The organism is Candidatus Vicinibacter affinis (assembly GCA_016714365.1).
In the GTDB taxonomy this organism is placed as follows: domain Bacteria; phylum Bacteroidota; class Bacteroidia; order Chitinophagales; family Saprospiraceae; genus Vicinibacter; species Vicinibacter affinis.
In genome coordinates, this window is sequence record JADJNH010000005.1 from 1,617,734 (window position 1) to 1,643,448 (window position 25,715).

A 25,715-nucleotide genomic window follows, 5' to 3' on the forward strand; every position below is an offset into this window, starting at 1 on the left:
GATACAGCGTTAATTAGTTTTCAACTGGTAAGCTTAATATTACCTAAACCATGTGGCAAAAGTATTACAAATACATTATTGGCTTTTTCTTGTGTAGCCTTATTATACTTGTGCTCGGATATTTTAGCGAGGTTGTAAGTTATGTTTTAATTAGCTGGGTTATCAGTATGATTGGGGAGCCGATCATGAATTTTCTGTTAGTCAAATTTAAGTTGTTAAAGTTTTCATTTGGCAAATCAGTTTGTGCATTGTTTACCATATTTTTAATTTTTTTTATAGTTGGCGGTGTATTGTATCTTTTCATACCAATCGTCATACAACAAGCAGTAGTTCTTTCGAAAGTTGATTTTAACAGTATTTCATCTGCACTCCAGGAACCCATTGAAAAAGTAAACACCTGGTTGCGCTCACTCGGTTTAGAACCTGGAGCAAGTGCTGCTGATCAAGTGAAGGGACTGGTTGGTGAATATTTTGATCCTGCCCATATCAGTGCATTTTTCGGGACCTTGCTGGGCCAGGCCGGAAATATATTGATTGGTGTTTTCTCCATTATTTTTATATCGTTTTTCTTTCTTAAAGAGCGAGGACTTTTTACAAAAATGGTTTTGGCGCTGGTTCCTACGGGTACTGAGTCTAAAGTCAGAGATGTCATCCAAGACATCAGTGCATTATTGACCAAGTACTTTGGTGGAATCGTACTTCAAATGGCTATACTGATGGTACTCATATCAAGTTTGCTTGGATTGATAGGAATAAAGAATGCAATGTTGATCGCTTTTTTTTACGGGGTCATGAATATTATACCGTATCTGGGTCCATTAATTGGAGCTGCATTTGGTTGTCTTTTAACTATTTCTTCCAGTTTGGAAATGGATTTTTATCAACAGACCATTCCCTTATTAATAAAGGTTTTATTGGTTTTTAGCATTGTTAAGTTGTTGGATGATTTTATTGTTCAGCCATATATTTTCTCGAAAAGGGTACAAGCACATCCACTTGAAATATTTCTGGTTATCATGATTGGTGCAAGGATTAATGGAATCTTTGGAATGATATTGGCCATTCCTACCTATACTATTTTTAGAGTGATAGCCAAGGTATTTCTGAGTGAAATTAAACTCGTTAGAAAAATAACTGAGGATCTGGAAACCGAATCATCAAAACTTGACTAAATTGCGTACCCAATTTAATTCACTTGTAAATATATTAAAGCCATGAACCTCCTTGACGATATACAAAATTCATTTTACAATCTGATGCAATCCTTCATCATGTACATTCCAAGCCTGATCAATGCGTTGTTGATCTTATTGGTGGGGTGGGTCATTGCTAAGATTATACAATGGGTAATCCTCAGGTTGAGTCATGCAATGGGCATTGACAATCTGGCTAAAAAGTCAGGTGTGCATAGGTTCCTGGAGAAACGAGGGGTAAAGAATGGGTTTTCGGGCATTTTGTCAAGGATCTGTTTTTGGGCGATTATGTTGATTGTTTTGGTCAATTTTTTTAATCATCTCGGACTAGAGTTAGTCTCTGATTTATTGAATCAATTGTTATTATTCATTCCAAATGTATTGATATCATGTGTGTTAATCATAATCGGATTTTATCTGGCAGAATTTGTCAGCAGTCTTGTTTTCAGTAGTCTAGAAGAAAGCAATTTTGAAAATCCTGATTTAATAGGGAAGTTGGTATTTTACAGCATTGCCTTTTTTACAGTGGCTATTGCATTGACCCAAATGGGAATTGGGGAAACCATTATTACCAATATTGTAAGTATTTTCTTTGGGACTATTGGTCTTGCGTTGGCTATTTCTTTTGGAATTGGAGGTAAGTCGTGGGCAGAAGAAATAATTAAGAGATATTTCTATTCAGACCCGAAAGATCCTGATCAAAAATCCTGATTAGGATTAAACTTTTTGTTTGATACAAGTGAACGGTTATCAAGCTTCAATTTCCGTATGTTTGAATTCGAGTAAAATATCAAAGGGTATAATCCTTAAAACATCTTTATTGCAAGATTCTAAAATAACAGGAGGAGCCATTCCTGCTTCATACGCTTCAACCCATCTCAATGCGCATAAACACCAACGGTCACCAGGCCTCACCCCGGAAAACGAAAATTCGGGTCTAGGAGTACTCAGATCGTTGCCTTTTTGTTTAGAAAATTCAAGGAATTCTCTGGAGGCTACGATGCAAACAGTGTGCATTCCCAAATCCTCTTCACCGGTGGTACAACAACCATCGCGATAAAATCCTGTCAAGGGTGAAATGCTGCAAGTCACAATGGGATTTCCAAATACATTCTTAGGTTCAAGTTCCATGACCAATGTTAATATTATTAAATTAATTTACAATATATCAATAATTTTGCGTTCTAATTGTTGTAGATTCTTCATTTAAATTGAAATAAAACTTATGAAAGCTTATTACTATTTGTTGTTTATATCTCTTTTGGTTAGTTCCTGTGTGAGTTCCAAGAAATATAAGAATCTTCAGGCAGAGCAGGAAGAGTTAAAAATGGCTTTACAAAAATGTAAGGAATCTGTTGCGGATTGTCAATCTTCCAAAGATGACATTGTACTTGAATACAAATCAAGGATTAATGAAATCAGCAATGCCAATTCTGCAAAAGATGGTAAAATCAAAGGACTTGAAGATCAATTGGAGTATTTGAAAAAAAACAATACCAACCTTTTGGACAGATTATCTGATTTGTCTGTGGTGAGTAAGGCTGGTGCAGAAAGCATCAAAAAATCACTGGATGCGATGAATGAAAAAGACAAATACATCAAAGACCTTACCGCATCCATGTCTAAAAAGGATTCAACGAATTTGGCTTTGGTCATGAATTTGAAAAGGTCACTCAGTGATGTAAATTCCGATGATGTAAATATTGAAGTAAAGAAGGGAGTTGTATATATTTCTTTATCGGATAAAATGCTGTTCAGAAGTGGAAGTGCGGTAATCAATGAACAGGCAGGAAGCGTATTAGAGAAAATAGCAAAAGTGGTGAATGACCATAAGGAGCTCGACATTCTCGTAGAGGGGCATACAGATGATGTTCCTATTAATACGGATTGCATTGCAGACAATTGGGACTTGAGTGCTAAGAGGGCTACTTCTGTGGTTCGTCTTTTACAAAAGAAATATAATGTAGATCCTTCCAGGATGACGGCAGGTGGTAGATCTGAGTATAGCCCTAAGTCAATTAATGCATCTTTAGAGGGAAAGAAAGCTAACAGGAGAACAGAGATAATTATACTCCCTAAATTGGATCAGTTTTTTAAATTGAATGAGCCAATAAAGTAAAAAAGCAATCGTTTAGATTTCCAAAAACTATAAATTATTGCTCAGAAAATTCCTGTTTTCTCAAGAATTTTTCATCGGTTAAAGTATGGAGGAACAGGATGATTTTTTTTTGCTGCTCTAAATTTATTTGGAGTCCCGGTTTATTATGTACCATTAAATTTGAATCCAGAGTAGGAGATGCACTTATTCCAGTGGTGTAATGATTGAGTACATCTTCCAAGGAATTTAGGGAGCCATTGTGCATGTAAGGTGCTGTTTTTGCAATATTTCTTAAACTTGGAACTTTGAATTTTCCAATATCATTTGGCAAAAGAGAGATTTCATATCGACCTCTATCCATTTGTTGATTAGGAAACATTCCATTATTTCTAAAACTAAAATCACTAAATAGCTCTCCGCTATGGCAGCTTGCGCAATGTTTATCAAACAATGCCTTTCCTTCCTTTTCTTCCGGACTCAAAGAAGGACCTTCACCTCTAATGGCTAGATCATATTTGCTGTCTGCTGAAACGAGCAATGCCATAAATTGAGTCATTGCCTGAAGAAATCTAGTTGAGTTTATTGTGGTGTCCCCAAAAGCATTTTCAAACATAAGTGGATATTCTTTGTGTAATCTCAATTTATTCAAAACATTAGGTAAAGTTTCATCCATTTCAACAGGATTTTGAATTGGATTTATTGAAATCAGGTCAATGTGAGCTACTCCGCCATCCCAAAAAAAACTATTCTGCCAAAGTAAATTTTGAACCGGAAGCGCATTCCTTCTGCCAAGCAAATCATTTATTCCGTGGCTAACATCATGTCCGTGATGTGTAAATCCAGAGCCTTGATTATGACAACTTCCGCAAGAAATTGTATTGTCTTTTGATAGTAAAGGGTCATAAAATAATTTTCTGCCAAGTTCAAAACCAGCTTTGGTGATATTTAAGTCTTCAATTTTTTGAACAGGAGCTGGAAAATTGGTTGGAATCTTTAATCCTGCCCATTCAGGTTCATTATTTTTTTGGCAAGAGAATAGGAATGAAATAAAAAGAAGGCAGCAAATTATAAGTCTCATAAAATTTATTTAAAATAAAGCAAGGAGGACCTATAGGTCCTCCTTGCTGGATGAACATTAATTATGAATATGATCCAAAGTAAACATGTCGGCAAAATTATTGGCAATGGTAGCAGAATAAGGATTTACCATAACTGTTGGGTATTGAGCAACACTGACTGTGGTAGGTGATTTAAACATTTCCATGATATCCACTTTAAGGTGAAAGTTTGGAGATATATTGCTTCTTACGGTTGCAACATCACCATGGTGATCATGGATGGATACGGATTTAATATTGTTTATGGTAGGAGAATTCAGGCCACCAAATAAGCCAATGTGGTATCTGAATCTTCTTGTATTGGAGTTTGTATCCAACGGAGCCTGAGGAGATGTTCCTTCTGCTTTTACAAAAATATAGCCACTATTCCAAGCCCAATACATGCCAGCTGCTTCGCCTGCAGGGTCAAGAGCTCCGACACGTTCTGAAGCAGGGCTGACACTTTTTAGACTATCCACACCAATAATAAATCTAAGTTCTTTGTAGTCTCCGGCAGGAATGTTGTTTAAACTGATTTCGGGGTTAGATCCGCCGTCTTCCTTAATTAAAAAGTAACAGCTGTCTTTAGGTACCACATAAATGCTGCCATCGTTTCTGACCAAGGAGAAATTGCTTACGAAATAATTGAAAGTAGAAAAATTCATGGTTTCACCTTTTTCATTTACATAGTCCTTGTTCAACAACAGTGCGGCACCATTAGCTCGGTTATCGAATTCAACTGTTACAGTCCCGGTTCCAACAATATTATCTTCTGATTTATCACAAGAGGTAATAGTTGAGAAGAGCAAAATTGAAGAAATAAAAAATATGGATTGAAATATTTTTGTTTTATAAGTTTTCATGATTTAATGTTTAAAAAATTAATTGTTAAATAAATAAATAAATTGTGCATTTATGCGAGAGTAAGCTTCTGTTTGACCCTCATTAAGAGATTGTGTAATTGGTGTCTGAGCATTTAATCCTATGGAGTAATTTTCTTTTATAAATAGATTTATTCCGGCATTTGCCCAAAGGATATTTCCTCCTGTAAATTCCACCTGGATATTTTTCTTTGTGTCTACTTCTCCGTTCTCGATATCTACTCCCAATTGTGGAACCAGACTATATCCGGTTTTGTTCCACCAATGCAATATCTTAATGGAAGATGTAAGTCGATTTCCGAATTTATACTGGTTGTTATTTTCAGTATTTACGCGACCACTTAAATCAAGCGTGGCTCCCCAATTTTTATGGCGTAAAAGATAATTCGCATTGGCAATAAAGTCAAAAGTACCTGTTCCGGGCTGCAATCCCGGAGGTAAAGTGTTTTGATTTTTAATTAGATTACTATTGCCCACAGGAAATTTAACTCCACCACCAATGATAAGATTTTGATTAAGATTAGATTTTTTGGATTTGAGGACAATCCAATGAGTCATTAACATTGCATCACCGATGTTTGAGGTATTTATACTTTCTGATCCTTCTTTTCTTGAAAGAATGTGGAAGGGAAGGATTGCCGTAAACATGATTTTTGATTTAAGAATATACCGCCCCCATATTTCACTTGTAAATAAAATGTCAGAGCCTGAAATACTTTCATCCGGATGCGTTGAGTGGTACCTAGAATAGTTTGTCCGCAAACCGATCAAATGGTATCTGTTATCCGGTAAAATGCTTAGGTAATTACCCTGAGAAGTACAGCCACATATATCACAAGCTTTGACTATCTGTATGGTAGATAGCAAAACGATAAAAATCGCAATGCGCATTTTATTAAATTTAAAAATGAAAAATTGAGAACAATAATTGAAGCTCCGACTTAGCGAGATGCCATTTCAAACCGGAATAATAATCATTGCCGATGTATCCAAGGTAAGAATACCCTGGTCTTTAAATTAAACTTTAAGGATGGAAGGAGGGTGAAAAATATCCACATAGTGATTGGATCGATGTTCTTCAATATAGCCAAAGTTGCGCACAAGGCCGTATGCATTCCAAAAGACCATCTCATCAAAATGAACCGATTCAATGGTCTCAAAGGGTGATAAATCCGATTCTGACCATTTACCCGAACCTTTGTCTGTCAGTGGAATATTTTCCTGATCGTATAACTTCAATAATACAGACAAACGGCATTTACCATTGCATTTTTTCTCTGTCTTAAATTTATTGATACAATACCTGGCCGTAATCTCAGCCCTGTTCATATCCCAACTGATGAAGGTTCCCAATTTAAACAAACCAGGCAGTATAAGGGTGAGCAATAAACCGAAAACAACAACAGTCTTCATATGTTAGCAACAAAGGTAAGGATATCGCTAAATATCTTAATGATTATTGTCAATACTTTCTAAGACTTTCATCATGTCTCTAAATAATTTGCTTTGTGATTGTTGGTTAGAAGTATGGCGGAATGAATTATTTATTTGTCCATTCATAATAATTATGGTCCTGATCCAAATTAAATCCCGTCTTAATGTATAGATTATTTCCTGTAAAATTTGTTTTCGCAGTTTCCAATGTTAAGGCGCATGCCCCAGTGTCCATACATAGTTTCTTTGCTGCATCAATTAGCATTACCGATACTCCTTTGCCACGATGAATCTCGTCGACATACAGGTCATTTAACAACCATAGTCTTTTCATTCTGGTAGAAGAAAAAAGAGGGTATAATTGGGCGAATCCAACAGCGATTCCAGATTTTGAAAGTGCTAAATAAATTACTGACTCAGCATGAGTAATCCTTTCCTTTAAGAAAACTTCCGCATCATAAACATTGGATGGGTACTTATAAAAAACTCTGTAAGCATCAAAAAGAGGAACTAATTGATTTAAATCTGTTAATTCAGCTTTTGTTATTTTGTACATTTAAATTAGATTTTAAATATATACTAGATTTTATGAAGGTCAAACCTATGAGAAATGGTTTTACAAAATAAAAGGCGATATTGTAATATTGAGTCAAGCAGGTATTTACTGTATTTGAAATACATTACACTAAGGTTTGAATTGACATGGACCCATGTTCAAAAAATTTGAGGTTGGATACGAACTATATTATTGATCTATTAACCAATATTAAACAGGTCAACTTTTTTGTATTTATAAATTACCTGATCTCTTTGGCTGGTCTGTCCGGTTGTTTAAATGCCTTTGATTTAAGTAATAATTTAATTTCCTCGATGCCTTTTTCCAATTGGGGATCAATACCTTTTGCCATGGCACCCAGATCTTCTTCCACAAGAATATCTGGTTCGACGCCGTGTCCTTCCTTAAACCAAGTGCCATCGGGATTGTACATTCTGAAAGTAGGTACAGTGATGCTTCCGCCATCGATCAAGGAAGGGACACCGCTAATCCCAATCAGCCCACCCCAAGTTCTGGCACCTATTATTGGTCCTAGTTTTTTCTTTCTAAAGTAATCTGGAAAAGCATCTCCACCAGATCCACTCCATCCATTGATCAACATAACTTTAGGACCAAAATTTGCATAGGGTGGCCATGGCCAGGTATTACCATCTCTGATGGCCCAAAACGCAAGGGGTTCCCGATTCAGTACTTCAATAAACCGGTCAGGAATTTGACCACCATTGTTAAAACGTTCATCGATGATTAAGGCTTTTTTGTTCCATTGGGCAACAAACTGTCTGATCAATTCGCTTTGTCCATCTGTACCTGTGCTTCTGACATAAATATATCCTACTTCTCCATTAGTTGCTTCATCTACTCTTTTTCTATTGTTTTCAATCCAGGCCAAATGTCTTAATCTGGATTCATCTGCCAATGCATCCACAAGGGTGGTATGTGCTCCACTCCAATCAGGCTTAGAATTATAAGTTAACTCGATGGATTTACCTGCCAACCCTTGAAAATATGCATAGGGTTCAGAAGCTGTGTTTAATGGATTACCATTTACGGCCAGGATGTAATCACCTTCTTTTATACTCAAGCCCGGAGCATCGAGAGACGATCTAACTTCGGCATCCTGAGCCCCCGCTTTTATGATTTTAGCAATTTTATAATAGCCTTTATCTTGAGTCCAATTAATACCCAAATAGCCCACATCTTTTCTTTTGGTTGGTTCTTCTATGCCTCCTCCCCTATAAGTGTGCGAGGCATTTAACTCTCCAATCATTTCACCAAGAATGTAGTTCACTTCTTCACGCGACATTGCACTTTCTAAAAGTTTAAGATATTGGTCTTTAACTTTATCCCAATCTACACCATGCAAATTTTCATCATAGAAATAGTCTCTTTCAAATCTCCAGGCATCCATGAATAATTGCCTCCATTCTTCTTTTGGATTGATGTAGGTTTCCATTTCGTTTACACGGAGTTTTTTGTCTGTTTTTTGGCCTTCTTCTACTTTGAGTACGGCCCAACTCCCTTGTTGGGAAACAAGCACTTTTTTACCATCAAAAGAAAGTTTATAAGAATTTATTCCTTCCAGGATGGTCTTCTCTTCTCTGGATTCAACATCAAAATATTTAAGTGCAGATTTTTCAGTTTTTGCGGATCCTGCATTTGGAGATTTGATGTAAACTAATTTACCACTTGCGGCACTTGGGTTTGAGTAATTACCTGCCGGAAGTGGCAATAGGAATAATCTTCTTTCTATTTCTTCAAAATCAATTTGCATTACTGCAGTTTCCTCTGGTTTAATCTTCTTTTTCTTTTTTTCTTTAGTTGATTTCGCAGTTGAATCAATTGCTTCGCTTTTGGGTTCATCGACTTTAATCAGGACTGTATCATTTTTTGGAAACAAAAGCGAAGGAGTATTCTTAGCCAAAGAAATTGCAGCTATTTGGGTGGAATTGGGATATACGAATGTATTGTCATGATCGCTGTAAATGGGTTCGAAGGATTGATTCGTAAGCATGTAAAGATATTTACCATCAGGATCAAAACTAGGATAAGAACAATCATAATATCCACTTGTAACTTGATTGGTTTTATGATTTACTAAGTCATATATAAAAATGGCATTATGAGAATTTTCAAGGTCTCTGTAGTATGCAAGATACTTGCTGTCTGATGACCATGAAGGAATAAAAGATTCCAATGGCCAGTGTGCCCAGCTAAGTGCTTTGTCAACGATATGAATTGATTTTTTTTCTTTGTCAAAGATGATTATTTGCATTGCTTTATCAATAAAGGCCAATTTTTTACTATCGGGTGACCAAAAAATTTGATACCTAAAACCCTTGCCAAGGTTGGTCAATTTTATGGGTTCAACAAATTCATCTAAATTTTTCAGATACAATTCATATTCTCCGGTTGCGTCTGACCAATAGGCCATTGATTTGCCATCAGGAGACCAAGCAGGATATCTTTCTGCTGAAGATGATGTTCTTGTCAAATTTTTGACATAACCATTTTCAGCAGGCAAGGTAAAAATTTCACCTCTGGCTTCCATAAGCACCCTGTTACCGTCAGGAGAGATGGTAGTATGTGCAATAAATTTTTCTGCAGACTCATAAGAGGGTCTAACTAAATTTTGGTCATTAATCAGATTTACTTTAATTTCTCTAATCTTATGATCTTTTAAATTCAATAAATGTAATTTACCTTCTGCTTCAAAAACAATGTCTGATGGACCAATGGATGGGTGGTGCACGTCATACGATTTATAAAAACTCAATTGCATTCTTGATTGGGTTTTTAGATCATACTTCCATAAGTTCATTCTTTTTTCTGGCCCATTGTCAGACAGAAAATAAATTGATTCGTTGTGCCACATTGGTAATTCTTCACCTGCATTGATCTTAGAAGAAATGTTTTGAGATTTTTTCTCTTTAAAATCATAGATGTAGATATCGGCGACGTCACCTCCACGGTAGCGTTTCCAGGTCCTAAAAATTTCTGATCGGAATACCAAAGCCATTTTGTCACCGTTCGGGGAATAAGATCCAAATTCAGCATAGGCTAAGGGCAGTTTGGAGGCTGATCCCCCAGTATGATGAATGGTATAAAATTGATTAAATCTTTCTTTTTCACTTTCTCTACCAGAAGCAAATAATATATTCTTTCCATCCGGATGCCAATCGACCACCCGGTCAAAATAACTGTGATAGGTTAGCCTTACTGGAGCACCTCCTTGTGAAGGTATAACGTAGACCTCATTATTGCCATCATAATTACCTGAAAAGGCAATCATCTTTCCATCCGGTGAAAATTTTGGGAATGATTCAATTCCTTTAGGCGAACTCAGTTTTTGAGCTGTCCCACCTTCTTTTGGCATCAACCAAAGATCATTGGCATAAGTAAATACAATTTGATCTGAAGAGACATCCGGAAATCTGAATAATCCAGCATCTATTTGAGCATAAATGGCTGGAGATCCAGCAATTATTAAAAGCCAAATGCATTTTTTTACAAAAGTTGACCACATCGGTTTATAGTTTGTCTGATAAAATGAATTCATGTAATTGGTTTGTAAAACAAAGATATAAATTAAGAACGAAGGAGTTCGTAGATTGTTTAAAATTAGGAAAGGTCATGTTTTATTTTAAGTCCTTAATGACTAAGCGGACATTTGATTTTCAATGATCGGCTGATGGTCAATATGCAGCATGGGTAGATTATATCATTTGAATCTTTTAAAACCTATCAGGAAATTATTCGGTTGTCAGTGGTAAATTTCATTTTCGAAAGGACTGAAAGAAATATATAGAAGTTATCATGAGGTTATATAAAATTAGTACCTTCGAAAGGTAATATATGTTTTGATGATTAATTAAGATTATTCGTTTTCTTTTATTCATATTTACTAGTCATGAAAGGAATCCAGTTGTATATATTAATTGGTACTGCGATTGTGTCTGTCTATTTTCTTTATTTAGCAGCAATCAATATTTTTGTATATTTTGCAAACAGGTCTATGGGACATCAAGAATCCTTTCTTGCCAGTGGCAGGAATCTTGCAATTGGTGGAATTTTAGCCTTTTTGGTAGTTGGATCTTATTATTCATTGAAGAGTCCAAACTATGCCAGGCTTGGGGCATTTTTATTGTATCTACCTATTGGCCTTGTTTTGTTATATGTTATTTGGGCAATAATTATCATAGTTTCTGCCGGAGGAAGGTGGAATTGATTTGTAAATTGACTGCGAGCGATCATCTAATAATTATGCAACTTTTTATTTAAGAAATACAATTTTATCATATGTCATTTTTTTCAAAGACTGTTTTCTTTGCTCTATTTGGGGTAGGAGGACTATTAGGTATCTTTTATTTTTTCAATGCTGTAAATCTTATTCACAGCATTATTTCTTTAGGTAGTGGAAAAAAATCGGAGGCCATTATTTTTTTATGTGCAACATTGGTTGAGGTTGTTGGCCTGTATTTTGCTTTTACCAACATGACCAATTCCGGTCAATATGGAACAGCAATCGGTATTTTAATTGCTTCCATAGTCCTGTCCATTTTAGTAGTCTTTATTGGATTATTCTTTTTTAATGGTCCTTTACATTGGCAGTAGATGATTTTTTTACAGAAATTATTGTATTACTGTTTGCTGCTAATAACTGCGTTGCTTAGCTTGTTTTATATGAAGGAGGCTTTGTTTATTAGACGACCGGATGAAAACTTCTTAAAGATAAAAGAGGCTTTAGGTTTAGGCTCTATTTTTGTTTGTTATTTATTGTACAAGGCGTACCAGGTCGGAGAACAGCAGGGAAAATTTGGTCAGGGTCTAGTGTATATACTTGGTTCCTGGTTATGCTGGTTAGTGATCATTGGAGTGATTTTTATAATCAGCAAGTTTCTGCAATAAGGAATTTTATTCTAAGGTGAAATCAGTTAGGAGATTTGATTAATTTTTAAAAGCATTCCGTGTTTTGTTTGTAAATATTAAACACGGAATGCTGTAATTTAATCACAGGAAACTTATAGATAATCTTGATTGAGAAAAATCCTTCTTTGGGAATAAATTCAAAAATTTAGTCTACCTTCCAAGAGAAGGAATTATTTTTTAGCTACAAATCCAAAATAAAATTATTTAATTAAGCTCTTGGATAATCACTTTTTGTTTGTCATCACTTTAAATCCTCGATTTTTCATCAACGCATTTGAATTTGGATCGTGCCCCCTAAAATTTCTGTATGCGGTAGCTTCGTCAATGGTTCCACCCACACTAAATATATTGTCCACCAATCTTTTTCCGACCTCTTTGTCATAAGGACCTTTTCCTTCAACAAAGGCCTCGTATGCATCTGCGCTCAATACATCTGACCATAGGTAGCTGTAATATCCTGCGGAGTACCCATCATCGGCAAAGATATGACCGAATTGAGGTGTGCGATGTCGCATGACTATTTCAGCAGGCATATTCATTGTAGCAAGTGTTTCTTTTTCGAAGACATCCGGATCTATTTTTGTTGAACCGGCGAGATGTAACTTCATATCAATTAATGCACTGGAAAGATATTCCACAGTTGCAAAACCTTGATTGAAAGTAGCAGCATTTTTAATTTTTGTCAATAGTTTATCCGGGATCGTTTCACCGGTTTTAAAATGGAGTGCATACTTCTGTAAAACTTCAGGAGTAGAAAGCCAACGCTCTAGGATTTGGGAAGGGAATTCGACATAATCTGTTGCAACACTGGTTCCGGACAACAGAGGATAGGTTACATTGGAATTCAGACCATGGAGTGCATGTCCGAATTCATGAAACAGCGTTTCTGCATCATCCCAAGAAATTAATACAGGTTCATCGGGTTTGCCCTTTATAAAATTACAATTATTAGATACTATGGTAGTGATGTTGCCATTGAGTTTTTCCTGATCTCTATAAGCTGTCATCCAGGCTCCTGATCTTTTTCCTTTGCGTGCATAAGGGTCAAAATACCAAAGACCTATTTGATTTTTATTTGTTTTGTCTGAAACCTTAAAAACTCTAACGTCAGGGTGAAAAACCGGGACATCATTGACTTGTGTAAATTCTAAATTGAACAACTCTCCGGCCACATAGAACATTCCTTCACGGAGTTTTTCCAGTTGCAAATATTGTTTGACTTCGTCCTGATCTAAATCAAACTTTGACTTTCTGACTTTTTCTGAATAAAAGCGATAATCCCATGGTTCGATTTTAATTTTCGCACCTTCTTTATCAGCCAATGCCTGCATGTCTTTTACTTCTTCTTTAACCCTTTCGACTGCAGCCGGCCAGACAGATTCCAATAATGCCATCGCCTTTTCAGGTGTTTGAGCCATTTTGTCAGCCAATCGCCAATGCGCGTGGGTAGGGTAGCCTAATAATTTAGCTCGTTCTGCTCTGAGTTGAAGAATTTCTGTGATGATGGCGTTGTTGTCATTTGCATCTCCATTGTCACCTCTGTTGATGAACATGCGCCATGCTTTTTCTCTTAATTCACGATTGGTTGAATAAGAGAGAAAGGGTTCAATGGATGATCTTGTATTTGCAATGATCCAGGAACCTTTTTTGTTTTTTGCATTAGCAGATTCGGCTGCGGCGGTTTTAATGCCTTCTGGAAGTCCATCAAGGTCTTTCTCAGAGGTCAGCTCTAAAAATTTGTCTCCTTCATCGGCCAACTGATGCTGACTGAATTTGGTAAACAATCCAGCAAGTTGCTGATTGATTTCAGCCACTCTTTTTTTACTTATTGAATCGAGCTTGGCGCCTGCTAAAACATAATTGGTGTAATATCTCCAGACGAGTCTCTGTTGTTCCGGATTCAGTTTTGTTTTTTCAGGTGAATTATAGACTGATTCGATTCTTAGAAACAAAGGAGTATTTTGAGTAATGGAATCCGCAAAAGCTGCCAACTTGGGTTCAATAGTTGTTTGAACATTTTCCATTTCCGGAGTACTCATATTGGAAGTCCATACGTAATAAATGGATTGGACACGTTTAAGAGTATTGCCTGATTTTTCAAGGGCTTCAATTGTATTCTGGAAATTGGGAGCTTCCGGATTATTGGCAATTATAGATATTTCATTGCTCTTTTCTCTCATCCCGATTTCAAATGCCGGCAAAAAATCAGCTACCTGTATTTTGTCAAAAGCAGGAACTCCATTATGTGGGCCTTCCCATTTTTGTATAATTGGGTTTGAATTTTGGGGAGGAGTTTGGACTTGTTTTTCGTTTCCTGAGGTGCAATTGTTAAAAACCATGGTCATCAGAATTGTGGCAGTAACTGCCTGAAATTGATTAAACATAAAATGTTGTTTTATTTAAATAGGGAGTAAAAATAAGGAAATTTTTGGTATTAATTTAATATCCGAGGCTTTCAAACCTTGGTTAAAGCATCGTTTATTACATTTTAAAAGTTTAATATGTTTTTAAAATCGAATTTTCTGAATAAATTGGTGAAAAGCCGGCTTAAAAAAATATTTCATGATGCATACATGAGATGGAATCCGGAGCGGGCATCTTACTTTTTACAAGTCCAATCCTAAGATCCAATTTACGGTTTTAAACTTGCAAGGAGTGTGCCTCGGTTTATTTTTTATACATTATAGCAGAAATTGTTTTTAACAAATCCTGTTTAATTGAACACAATTTTTAAGTTGTCTCGATTTTTTTTCTTTCTCCGATTTGTTGGCGCCACAATGCATAGTAAAGCCCTTTTTCATTTAGTAAAGAATTGTGTGTTCCGGTCTCTACAACTTCACCTTTTTCCAAGACAAAAATCCTATCTGCATGCATGATGGTACTTAATCTGTGTGCAATAAGAATTGTGATTTGGGATTTGAGGGAGGAAATTTTTCTAATGGTATCAGTAATTTCTTCTTCTGTGATGGAGTCAAGGGAAGAAGTTGCTTCGTCAAAAATCAACAAATGGGGATTTCTAAGAAGAGCCCTGGCAATAGACAGTCTTTGCTTTTCACCCCCGCTTAATTTCAAACCACCTTCTCCAATTACGGTATCAAGACCTTTATCAGCTTTTGATAAAAGGTAAGTGCAGGAGGCTTTGTGAAGAGCATCTGTAATTTCAATATCAGTGGCTTCAGGTTTTACAAAAATTAAATTTTCTTTAATGGTGCCGCTGAACAAATTGGTGTCTTGCGTTACAAATCCAATTTGATTCCGAAGATCATCATAAAGGATTTCGGTTTCGTTGAGACCATTGTAATAAATGTTACCGGTCAACGGGCGATACAAACCTACCAATAATTTCATGAGTGTGGACTTGCCGCTGCCGCTTGGACCAACGAAGGCAATCGTTTCTCCGGATCGCACACTAAAGCTTATGTTATCAATGGCCTTGTGCATGGCAGTCTGGTGTTTGAAGGAAACATTTTGGAAGGATAATTCCTCGATATTTCCAAGGTGTTTAGGATCGTCCGGAATACTTTCAGGTGCCTTTTTCATCAATTGGTCAAAATTATTCAGCGAGGCTTCTGCTTCGCGATAGGAGAGAAGTATGTTTCCAATTTCCTGTAACGGACCAAATATAAAAAATGAAAATACTTGCATGGTCACCAATTGGCCGGCATCCATTTCGTTTCTGAAAATAAGCCACATGATAATATAAAGAATGACCTGGCGGAGGGTATTGACCATGGTCCCCTGTATGAAGCTTATACTTCGAATTCTTTTTACTTTAGAAAGTTCAAGTCCAAGTATTTTATAGGTATTCTTATTCAGTCTTTCTACTTCCTGTTGGGTGAGCCCGAGGCTTTTAACCAATTCAATATTCCTGAGTGATTCTGTAGTTGAGCCAGCCAGTGCGGTTGTTTGTCCTACGATGTTTTTTTGAATGAATTTTATTTTTTTACTGAGTTTGTTGGTGATCAAGGTCAGTATGGCAATGCCAATCAAGTATGCGATTGGAATACGCCAGTTGATGAACAGTGCCGCATAGGTAAAAACAAATACAACCCCAATGAGAATACCAAAAAGTACGTTGATGAAGCTGACCATAAATTTTTCTACATCTGCCCTGACTTTAGTTAAGATTGAAAGAGTTTCTCCACTTCTTTGATCTTCAAATTCCTGATAGGGAAGTTTCATGGCATGTTGCAAACCATCGGTAAAAACGGTTGCCCCAAATTTTTGTATGATTACGTTTAATGAATAGTCCTGGAAAGCCTTTGCAATGCGGCTAATCATGGCAACAGAAATGGAAAAAATGAGAATGTAAAAGACACCTAGTTGAAGGTAGGGTTTATCTCTACGTGTAAGCCATTCAAATTTCCAGAAAAAGTCAGTAAAACTAAATCCCTCATTCGAGGATTGATGGTCTGAAGCCAGTGAAACCAATTTACCTAGCAGGATAGGGTCAATTAAAGAAAAGCCTGTATTGATGGCAGCCATCAAAAGCGTAAATATGACGAGCCATTTATGGGGCTTTAAATAATGCAAAAGAATTTTCATGGATGATTTTTCTAAAATGGGAAGAAAGCTGGTATTAATTTATGATTGTAGAGTGTTAGAACAAATATTTCCTTGGCAGGTTTATGTGGCCTATATTAATTTAACACAAGGGTTATAGAATTTTACCCCAACAGAGCCAAATGCAAGATTTAATTCAGTTTATCATCAACACCACTATTTCAATAATGTATGCTTTGGTTATGGTTGGATTATTCTCTATATTTTAGTTTGGGACTTTGAACGTCGTACATTTTTTTCAAAGATTACTGCATTTGTAGTGTCGAGTCAAAAATTTGGGGAGGAACCAGTTTTGCGGACCCCGTTATTCACAAAAGTTTTCCTAAATTCCTTCCTAGTATCTTTGTTCTTTTTTGTTTTGATACAAAAAAGAACCAAAAAAAATCAAGGCTGTTTTCATTTCTTAACGCTAAACTAATCTAACCCATATTATGCATTAGAATTTCTATTCCAAGTCAAAAAATTTCAGCTTTCGCTGTTCCCTCACTTGTCTTGCTGTCGCAAGCCATTTCGCTTTGCGAAAATCGTTCACTCACCTTAATCATTCATAATAGCTCTTGGTCTTATTGTCATAAATTTATTTGTTTATCTGCAGGCGAGCTCAAACAGTATTTTGTTTTGAACGCTTTTTAAATCAGTTTTAGCTAAAATGAAAAAGGCCGATCTGAATTTCTCATTTGATAACTATGTGATGAGGTATTGGAATCGGTTTGTATTGACGACGTGCCACCATCTGATTAAAGCCAAAAGTGAAATATATTTTATCGTTATGTCAGGCCTGAAAAAGTTAGCATTTTGGTGGCATGTTCGTCAATACTTTGTTATCATCGGTTTATTCTATTTTTTCAAATTTTGCAATGCGTCTATATTCCGTTGTGGATTTAAGCTTTAAAAAATAAAATCCATTCTTTAAATTTTCTACATCAATAAAATTATTCACTATTCCATTTAAAACATTTTGTCCAATTATGTCAATAATTTCATAATGCAAATTTTCCTTGTTATTGTTTAGTATAAATAATTTATCCTTTACTGGATTCGGATATACCACTGATTTATTAATTTTTAGATCCTGTTCTATAGAAGTAATTGGCCCTAATCTATAATTTGGAAAATATGGCATAGTAAAAGCATTTTGTGTGGGAAGTATAAAATCATGTTGCCTGAAATCACAGGCTTTTCCTCTCTCATTAGGTTTATGAATAGTATGAAGATACCTGACACCATTCGTACAGTTCATATAAATCTTCCCATTTGGAGCAAGCTGCATTAAATAAAAAGTGGTATAATATGGATCTTCAAATAAATCGAATGTATCAATTAATATTCTCGATTCAAAAAAATTACTTGCTTCTAAGTCAAATTGAGATAATCGCAATAATGAACTAACGTAAAGCATCTTGCCATTTTGAGAAAATGCAACGCTAGTAACAGGACTACTGTCAACAGATGACCAATAAGGAAACTGCCTTAAATTTGAAAATAATCCAGTTTCTCTGTCAATATCCATTAGGAACAATCCATTTACAGGATCAATTCGGACAGCTGTTTTTCCATCTGGGGATATAGTTGAATTAGCTCTTTGTGCAAATCTTTCTCGTGGGATTGGGAAATATTGGCCTAATGGCCCTTCTATACCATTGCTCTGTACTAAGAATCTAAATACGGTATCTGAACTATAATTATAGGTAAAGATCCAGTAATCTCTTCCGTTAGCATGCTTGGTTACATCAAAATGACTTTTATAAAGTCTTTGTTTAAGCAGAGGAACATTTTTCTTTATGACTCTCCCAAGACCTTGATTGAAGGATAAATCTACCTCCGAATAATAAAGTCTATCAATTGTTTTTCCTGTGTCATCTAATGCTCTATGTATTAAATAAAACTTATTTTTGTTTTCAGTATTTGGCAATATGACTCCACCTCGTGAAAGGTCATATGCGTATTCTTCACAAGCCATTTTTTGGGTCAGACCGGGATTAATGTCCTTACCAAGTTCCATAATTTGGTCATTTTTATTGTAAATATGGCAGCCATTTGAATAGAACAATAAATTTCCACTAATTGGATCTGATACAGAAATTGAAGTTTCTATAAAATCAATTTCACGACTTAAAAAGAAAGTATCAGGGTCTCCTCCAAGATCAAAACGAAGATTTATTCCTCCATTAAGTCTTGATATAGGAGTATAACAACAACCCATCATCCAGATATTGTCATATTTTTGCCCTGATACATTCTCATGAATGAGAATAAAAATATTTAAATAAAGAAGACTTATTCTAATTCTCATTTTAATTATTGATTAGATTTTTATAAATTTTCTGAATATCTTACTTCCTTGTTGATCTCTCACAACCAAATAATAAAGTCCTGCAGGAATCTCTACTAGGTTTATTTGATCATTTTCAATTCTAACTCTTGTACCTAATCCTCCAATACTTATGACTTCAAACTGATATTCATTGGAATGATTTATTCCTTCAATTCTAAGTTGATTATCTACAATTGTAGAAGTTAATGAGAGAGAACTAATATCAGAATTCGTATTAGCGTTTAAAAGAATAGGACTTGAACATGGGTTAGAACTCCCCAATGTTAAAATTTCTGAAGTGCTTAAAAACGTCCTTGCCAAAAATACAGCATTGCCATAAATTTTAGGGCATAGTCCAGCAATTACAAGAACAGATGCATGATCAGTAGAGCTTAGGATAAATAGAGGGTTGGAGGCTCTTTGAATAGCTAGGCCATTAATAAATTTTTCATGCAATACAAAAGAATTTAAAGTCCCTTGGATATAATTATTATATTGATCTGCTAATGCTAGTTTACTAGCTTTATGACTTTGTAAGCTAGCTTCTAATTGCATAATTTCAGAATTTAAAAAGTTGACTTCAGCATTCTTTTGTTGAATCAATAAAACTGTAGCTTCTTGATAATTTTGACTGAGCTGAACATGAAGTTGGTGCAATTCAGATAATAAGTTAGATCTTAGACCAATGTTTATTTCTAATTGTGGAGTGAGAGTGGATTCGACTTGGCTTTCTTTTAGATATTTCTTAGTCTTGACCACATATTCAATATCTGTTCCTAAACAAGAAGAGTAAAAAGCTTGAGCATTAGGATTTCCATTCAGAATGGATGGATTTTCTAATAATTTTTCAAAAGTTTCAAGCTTCTGATACCAAGCAACCAATGGTGTTGCTGTATATGTTCCATTAAAAACGTCACCATCGTCATCATTTACTAGCATAAAAATCGAAAAATCTCGCAAACAACTATTAGTTACCATATCTTGATTTCCAAACCAACCTCCGTTCGGAAGAATTATGCTTGGGAGGAATGTTGGATTTCCTCCTGTTGAAGGATTAGGGTTGACAAAAAATTTAGTATTGTCTAAAGACGTATTATTGGCACTACTAGTAGGGGTGATCCATTCGTTACCCTTATGATTTTGTGTAGCAATATATCCGTCTTCAGTTATAAATCCTCCTGCTGTATTGTTAAAATGTGAGGTCCCAATACTTGATGGAGCGCAACCATTTTCGAATAATATACTAATCTTGTTATTGAATGTATTATTACATAGTAAGTTCTTTCGGGTTTGGCTTAATTTAGCACTCACGGACTCTAAATAGTTAAAAGTATTATCGAATATTCCAGTCTTGCCACATGCATAAACTGAAATATTGGAATTGAATTGATTGTTATTAAGAATTTGAAGTTCATCAATGGAATTGAATGTAGAACCTGCATCTGAAGCAAAGAATAATCTATTTACCGAATTGACACTCACTATATTGGATCCTATTATAGATTTTGCACCGCCCCCAATATAGAAACCAGATCCACCATCAGTATTGGGTATATTTATTATATTATTTTCGGCTCTTAGCTTAGTGCTGGTGGCCAATATAAAATAAATACTACTGTTAAAATCAATGTTGTCGAAAAGACAATTCTCAGCTTTAATATCACTATCACCGCATGATGAAATTCCTAATTCCGTTAAATTAAATTTACAATTTTTTATTAGTGCAGTTGAATTATTCATATTTACTCCCACAGTACAAAATCCAAATGTTGTTTCAAGAGTATTGCCAATACAATTTAATACTGACTTATTTTTTAAACCTATTCCGTTTAGGCAATATAAAAATGAGGTGTTAAAAACACTAAAGATTGAATTATCAGCATTGATTCCAAAATTGCAAGTAATGAATTCATCATCTTCAATGAAAATAGAAGAAGGGCAATTTGTAATAACCACACCTTTATCGCATTGTTGATATTTGTTTTGATGTGAAAACAAATTTTCAAGTGGTGGAGGAGAAGACAGATTTTGTCCACTAGCAGCATACGAATTAATCGCTATTCCAGTCCCGTTGGATTGGAATGTATTATTTGTAAAATAAGATGCAGAAGCCACCATATCAAAACAAATTGTAAAGTTTTCAAAGTAAGAATTAGAAGCATAGAAATATCCACTTCCATAAATTCCATACCAAATACCACAACCAAATTTGCAAGAATTTATAATTATGCTTTTGTCATTCGTGAGCTCTATTGAAGCTGAACCATCCATGATAAAAGTGCAATTATTCATTGTTACATTCTGATCAACTGTAAATGTACCAACAATTTTGATTACTTTATTTGAAAAATAATTACTTGAGTAGTTTGATACAAGGCCGTTGCTGATAGTCACATCAATTGGAAGATTGCAATCAATTTGAGAGTTAATTTGCGATGTTCCAATAAGATAAAGCAATAAGAAAAACGTTTTCTTCATAATTATTAGATTACTTGGCTGATTGGCAGATCCCACCGTTTGGAGAATTTCTCCTATTTCACCAATAAGTTAAATAAAAAAGTACTAATTTCTTTGATTCAATACTCTAAGCGTCTATCTTGATTTTGTCCGCCTTTGTTGAGTTTTTTGTAGAATCTCAGTTTTTATAGATTGGTATTTATAAATCGATGATAACTAATTAATATAGTTACTAAATATGTTTAATTTCTACTTAATCCGCATAAAATTTACCTGACTCCTTATTTAATTGTTTCAGTCAATTAATTGCATCATATTCATTTTGTTGGACAGAATTCCATTTTAATGGTTTTGAGAAAGTCTTTACGCAGCGGGCCTTTACCCGTTTTTATACGTTTACTTACGGATACATTCGGATATAAGCGTATGATTTACGAGTGAGAAATCGAAATCATCTCAACTTTGCCTTGTCAATTTTTTGTAACAATTTGTTTCACGTTTAAATTATTTTTATGAACGCACTACGTAATTCAGTCCAATTGATTGGGCACCTTGGAAAGACACCAGAACTGATCACCCTTGAAAAAGGCAGGTTGGTAGCCAAAGCAACTTTAGCTACGCATGAAACCTATACCTCAAACAATGGTGAGCACATTACCAACACCCATTGGCATAATCTTGTAGCCTGGGGGCGTTTGGCTGAGAACATGAGCAGGATTTTAGAAAAAGGAACTGCAGTATTAATAAAGGGTAAGTTGGTCACACGTTCTTATGAAGATAAAAGCGGAATTCCAAAGCTTGTAACAGAGATCATTGTTTCAGATTTCTTCAAAATGCAAAAAAATCAAGTCGCTTGATTTATTGATCGATAAGTAATTAATTTTTTGTTTCACGTTTAAATAATAATTTATGAACACACTACGCAATTCAGTCCAGTTAGTTGGACATTTAGGTAAAGATCCTGAAGTTACTGATCTTGACAAAGGAAAGAAGTTAGCCAGAGTTTCAATGGCAGTTAATGAATTTTACACATCTGCTAAAGGTGAAAAGACCAGTAACACACAATGGGTAAATCTTATTGCCTGGGATAAGAAGGCGGAATACCTGAGCAATCACCTTGTAAAAGGAAATGAGGTGATGGTACAGGGTAAGCTTTCTTCTCGCTCCTATGAAGATAAAACAGGACAGACAAAATATGTTACCGAAATTGTGGTCAATGAAGTTTATAAAATCAACAGGCCTAAAGAAGACTGATATACCTACTCAAGAGGAATAGAATATCAGATGAAGGAAAGGCTACTCAGTACTCAATACTGGGTAGTCTATCCTCTTTGGAGTAAAACTTTCTAAGCAAAGTGAACCCCCTGTTCAGTCCAGCAGATTAAATACATTCCGTCTGATAAATTGGAAGGAAATTCAAATTGTTGACCAGAAAAGGATTGGGTCCCCCACACTTTTTGTCCAAATGAATTTAATAAATCCACTTTCCCGGATTGGTGCATAGGATTTAGCAGGATGCCGGATGAAATGGCAGGATACCAAAGATTTTTAAATTGAAGGGGATTTCTTGTTGAAACATTGCATTGCTCATCTAATTAAGTCAGAAGAAATATTGCGATTCTTTGATTAACATAACATTAACATTCTATTTTCAAGTGGATGTATTTTTTTTTTTCTGGAATAGTTTTAAATTTATTTTACTGAATAGTTGATCCAGGCCTGAACACCAAATCAGTGGGTGAATAATTAAATGTCTGCTTAAGAAATTTGAGCAACTGCCACCGAACACATCCTGATGTACAAGGTAGGAGGTATAGTATTTCATTTAAAATTTAAGTTTATGAAATTACATTTGTTTTGTATGTTCGTAAGTATAATTATTCTTAGCTGTTCCAAAGAAGGCCATCAGGCACAAGGAGAAACGATTATGTCATTAGAAGAAAGTAATCAAACAATATTATTTGAATATTATGAAGATATGGAGTTGACAGATAGTTTTTGTATAGACACATCTGAGGAATTCAGATATTTGATACTAGCCAGAATACCGACCGATAGCTCCAATATTTTCATCGATAGAATTCACAGATTCAGTTCTGATTCCGGTTATTGGGCTTTTGGGGATTCAATTGAACTTCCATTAAGAAATCAGGATTTAATAGCCAATAGACTATCGTTTCTTGCAGATTCACTCAATATGGATAGTGTGATCAGCGCAAATGCCGATACTATTCCTTCCTGGTGGTTTGATTTGGAAGAAGATACAAGAGAGCTTTATTCTTTTAATTCAGGTAGAATTACGACAAGAACCGCATATTCTGTGATTCACAATCATTTTACAAGAACATATCAAGGTTGTGCAAGTGAGGATCCCAACAGCTCGTGGTTGCTTCAAATGCCCGGTAACCCAAATTTATGGTTTATTGGTTGGTGTAATAAAGTTTCAAGTTTTATACCTATTGGTCTTTATGGATTTGATATTGTCTTTGATAAACCTTTTTACCGAAAAAAATTGGCCACCTTTTGGGCTTGGGGTGCTGGGACTATTCAATTTTGTGGCCCTTATCAATTACTCAATGATAAAGCTTGCAGTTGGATAAACGGAGGTATTTAGCGAATTTAAAATTGATTAAAGTTCTAATTTGTCAATTGGTGATTATCACAAATTTGACATTTGTGCATGGTCAAGATCAGTCATCTGAACAAATTATTCAGGATAAACTAATAAAAAGGGCAATTCTGGAATTCGGAATAACGCCAAGGGCAGTAAGTCAAAATGATACGAAAGTATCTCATCTTGACAGTAATCATTATTCATTTAATGAAGGAATCATTAGGTTGCAATTGGGTATTAGATTAGTTGGAAACCACCATTTTCATTTTTGTTATGATTATTTTTTCAGGAGATTGTCTGATAATTTTCCATTTCACGAATATTCAGATTACAATGGGACTGGATTAAGTATTCAATATAATTACAAGTGGATTCAATCATCAGATTTGAAAAAGATCACTTTTTGGGGCAGAAGAATTAATTATGGAATTATTCCTGAATCTGTAATTTCGTTCGGTTTAACTAATTTGCGATCAGGATATGAATATAGCAGTGTGCGATCTTCAAACAAGTGGTTTCCCTATTGGTCTTTAGGTACTGGTATTGGCTTCCGACCCACCAGATTCTTTGAGTTGATCATGTTGTATCAGATGGAGTATTATCCATCTATCAAATCTTATCCCTTCCGGAATATTCCCCAGATCAAATTTAACTTCAGGATATGATGGTAATTAAAAAAGTAATTTTGTTTTCTTATATTTTTATTGCATGGATTTTCCATGGATCTAAATTATTTGCACAGTGGGACATAGCTTCATTTTACAGTTTTGTACCCACCAGTGATAATTTTACTAAAGATTTGCGACCGGTAAGTTTATATGAACACTATATCAATCTTTCAGGCCGAAGGGAATTCTACCGCGGAACCTATGTTGGGATGGACATATCCTATATGATCATGTCCGGACCAGAAATACCCAATCCTTTTGTGGCATTGGGTGTATGGTTAGAATATAAGCTGATTTTCAGCAAGTATGCGGCTTTGTATCCTCGACTTGGCATCAGTCAGGGGAATCTGAGTTTCGCAGATATCTATTTACCGACGAAGCGTCCGGTCACGAGCCGCGTGTTGGGATTGAGTGCAGACTTTCGATTAACGCGAGCATTTTATTTATGGACTGGGCTGATCAACCACTTTCCGTTGAATAAGATACCTTACAAGTATAGTTATTCTCAGCCTTTTCTTGGGGTCCGAATATTCCTGAACCCTGAAAAGAAGTGAATGTTGGTCTGAATCAAAGCTTGAGTCTTGCCATCAAAGGCTTAAAGGGCACGAGTTGCAAACCGGGGTCAACGAATTAAAAGAATATTCATCTGTATTGGTTCTTAAATTTAGTCTGAAAATGGAATTATAGACATTTCAAAAAGGTTAAGAGCAAAAAAGTTTGATTCAGGTTTATTTGTTTATAAGTATTATTAATGATTTGACTTGTATTGTTTGATTTCATCCTAAAGCCAAGCAAGAATATTATTTATCCGAAATTCAAAATGAATTTAATTTTCAATGGATATGCATTTTATTCATTTTTTTAAAGGATCTAATCAGGTACATCAGGAGTAAATAGTATTTAGAATTGCAAGG

22 protein-coding genes are annotated in these 25,715 nt (G+C 35.2%); 11 read left to right on the top strand and 11 right to left on the bottom strand.

All coding sequences use genetic code 11. The annotated features are described in order from the left end of the window. Positions 1 to 50 precede the first annotated feature (50 nt). Positions 51 to 1,172, top strand: coding sequence for an AI-2E family transporter (locus IPJ53_06420; GenBank protein MBK7798725.1), 1,122 nt, complete (start codon positions 51 to 53; stop codon positions 1,170 to 1,172). 42 nt (positions 1,173 to 1,214) lie between these two features. Next, a complete protein-coding gene (locus IPJ53_06425) occupies positions 1,215 to 1,904 on the top strand; it encodes a hypothetical protein (GenBank protein MBK7798726.1) in 690 nt (229 codons plus the stop codon). 39 nt (positions 1,905 to 1,943) lie between these two features. Here the strand turns inward: IPJ53_06425 and IPJ53_06430 are convergent, their stop codons facing one another. Then, positions 1,944 to 2,324, bottom strand: a complete 381-nt coding sequence (locus IPJ53_06430) for a DUF2237 domain-containing protein (GenBank protein MBK7798727.1) — start codon at positions 2,322 to 2,324, stop codon at positions 1,944 to 1,946. A gap of 94 nt (positions 2,325 to 2,418) precedes the next feature. Here IPJ53_06430 and IPJ53_06435 point away from each other — a divergent pair, with 94 nt between their 5' ends. Continuing rightward, the gene (locus IPJ53_06435; protein ID MBK7798728.1) at positions 2,419 to 3,312 is read left to right on the top strand and encodes an OmpA family protein; all 894 of its coding nucleotides are present in this window, start codon (positions 2,419 to 2,421) and stop codon (positions 3,310 to 3,312) included. A 34-nt stretch (positions 3,313 to 3,346) separates the two neighbouring features. Here the strand turns inward: IPJ53_06435 and IPJ53_06440 are convergent, their stop codons facing one another. The 6 genes from IPJ53_06440 to IPJ53_06465 form a co-directional block, all read right to left on the bottom strand. Next, positions 3,347 to 4,369 carry a c-type cytochrome gene (locus tag IPJ53_06440; GenBank protein MBK7798729.1) on the bottom strand — a complete coding sequence of 341 codons (1,023 nt, stop codon included), beginning with the start codon at positions 4,367 to 4,369 and terminating at the stop codon, positions 3,347 to 3,349. A 57-nt stretch (positions 4,370 to 4,426) separates the two neighbouring features. Next, the gene (locus tag IPJ53_06445; GenBank protein ID MBK7798730.1) at positions 4,427 to 5,251 is read right to left on the bottom strand and encodes a hypothetical protein; all 825 of its coding nucleotides are present in this window, start codon (positions 5,249 to 5,251) and stop codon (positions 4,427 to 4,429) included. An 18-nt stretch (positions 5,252 to 5,269) separates the two neighbouring features. Next, entirely contained in the window at positions 5,270 to 6,160 is an 891-nt protein-coding gene (locus tag IPJ53_06450) for a hypothetical protein (GenBank protein MBK7798731.1), read from the bottom strand. A 126-nt stretch (positions 6,161 to 6,286) separates the two neighbouring features. Next, positions 6,287 to 6,682: a hypothetical protein gene (locus IPJ53_06455; GenBank protein MBK7798732.1), complete on the bottom strand. Its 396-nt coding sequence runs from the start codon at positions 6,680 to 6,682 to the stop codon at positions 6,287 to 6,289. Between the two features lie 127 nt (positions 6,683 to 6,809). Then, a complete protein-coding gene (locus IPJ53_06460; protein MBK7798733.1) occupies positions 6,810 to 7,259 on the bottom strand; it encodes a GNAT family N-acetyltransferase in 450 nt (149 codons plus the stop codon). Between the two features lie 241 nt (positions 7,260 to 7,500). After that, complete coding sequence (locus IPJ53_06465) at positions 7,501 to 10,782, bottom strand: PD40 domain-containing protein (GenBank protein MBK7798734.1); 3,282 nt, start codon at positions 10,780 to 10,782, stop codon at positions 7,501 to 7,503. 384 nt (positions 10,783 to 11,166) lie between these two features. Here IPJ53_06465 and IPJ53_06470 point away from each other — a divergent pair, with 384 nt between their 5' ends. From IPJ53_06470 to IPJ53_06480, 3 genes are all read left to right on the top strand, one after another. After that, positions 11,167 to 11,484, top strand: coding sequence for a hypothetical protein (locus tag IPJ53_06470; protein ID MBK7798735.1), 318 nt, complete (start codon positions 11,167 to 11,169; stop codon positions 11,482 to 11,484). Positions 11,485 to 11,555: 71 nt separating this feature from the next. Then, positions 11,556 to 11,870, top strand: coding sequence for a hypothetical protein (locus IPJ53_06475; GenBank protein MBK7798736.1), 315 nt, complete (start codon positions 11,556 to 11,558; stop codon positions 11,868 to 11,870). A 69-nt stretch (positions 11,871 to 11,939) separates the two neighbouring features. Continuing rightward, complete coding sequence (locus IPJ53_06480) at positions 11,940 to 12,164, top strand: hypothetical protein (protein ID MBK7798737.1); 225 nt, start codon at positions 11,940 to 11,942, stop codon at positions 12,162 to 12,164. 245 nt (positions 12,165 to 12,409) lie between these two features. Here IPJ53_06480 and IPJ53_06485 read toward each other — a convergent pair whose 3' ends face one another. The 4 genes from IPJ53_06485 to IPJ53_06500 form a co-directional block, all read right to left on the bottom strand. Next, entirely contained in the window at positions 12,410 to 14,530 is a 2,121-nt protein-coding gene (locus IPJ53_06485) for a M3 family metallopeptidase (protein ID MBK7798738.1), read from the bottom strand. 385 nt (positions 14,531 to 14,915) lie between these two features. Beyond that, a complete protein-coding gene (locus IPJ53_06490) occupies positions 14,916 to 16,730 on the bottom strand; it encodes an ABC transporter ATP-binding protein (protein MBK7798739.1) in 1,815 nt (604 codons plus the stop codon). A gap of 850 nt (positions 16,731 to 17,580) precedes the next feature. Next, a complete protein-coding gene (locus tag IPJ53_06495; protein MBK7798740.1) occupies positions 17,581 to 19,041 on the bottom strand; it encodes a T9SS type A sorting domain-containing protein in 1,461 nt (486 codons plus the stop codon). A 12-nt stretch (positions 19,042 to 19,053) separates the two neighbouring features. Then, the gene (locus IPJ53_06500) at positions 19,054 to 21,540 is read right to left on the bottom strand and encodes a hypothetical protein (protein ID MBK7798741.1); all 2,487 of its coding nucleotides are present in this window, start codon (positions 21,538 to 21,540) and stop codon (positions 19,054 to 19,056) included. 491 nt (positions 21,541 to 22,031) lie between these two features. Here IPJ53_06500 and ssb point away from each other — a divergent pair, with 491 nt between their 5' ends. The 5 genes from ssb to IPJ53_06525 all read left to right on the top strand — a co-directional run bounded on the left by ssb (position 22,032) and on the right by IPJ53_06525 (position 25,355). After that, the gene (ssb, locus tag IPJ53_06505; GenBank protein MBK7798742.1) at positions 22,032 to 22,376 is read left to right on the top strand and encodes a single-stranded DNA-binding protein; all 345 of its coding nucleotides are present in this window, start codon (positions 22,032 to 22,034) and stop codon (positions 22,374 to 22,376) included. A gap of 52 nt (positions 22,377 to 22,428) precedes the next feature. Further along, on the top strand, positions 22,429 to 22,773 hold the full coding sequence (locus IPJ53_06510; protein MBK7798743.1) for a single-stranded DNA-binding protein: 345 nt from the start codon (positions 22,429 to 22,431) through the stop codon (positions 22,771 to 22,773). A gap of 586 nt (positions 22,774 to 23,359) precedes the next feature. After that, complete coding sequence (locus tag IPJ53_06515; protein ID MBK7798744.1) at positions 23,360 to 24,133, top strand: hypothetical protein; 774 nt, start codon at positions 23,360 to 23,362, stop codon at positions 24,131 to 24,133. Positions 24,134 to 24,171: 38 nt separating this feature from the next. Further along, positions 24,172 to 24,798 (top strand): hypothetical protein, encoded by a 627-nt coding sequence (locus IPJ53_06520; GenBank protein MBK7798745.1) that lies wholly within the window; start codon positions 24,172 to 24,174, stop codon positions 24,796 to 24,798. Continuing rightward, positions 24,795 to 25,355 carry a hypothetical protein gene (locus tag IPJ53_06525; protein MBK7798746.1) on the top strand — a complete coding sequence of 187 codons (561 nt, stop codon included), beginning with the start codon at positions 24,795 to 24,797 and terminating at the stop codon, positions 25,353 to 25,355. Before IPJ53_06520 ends, IPJ53_06525 begins: the two co-directional genes overlap by 4 nt. Positions 25,356 to 25,715: the final 360 nt, after the last annotated feature.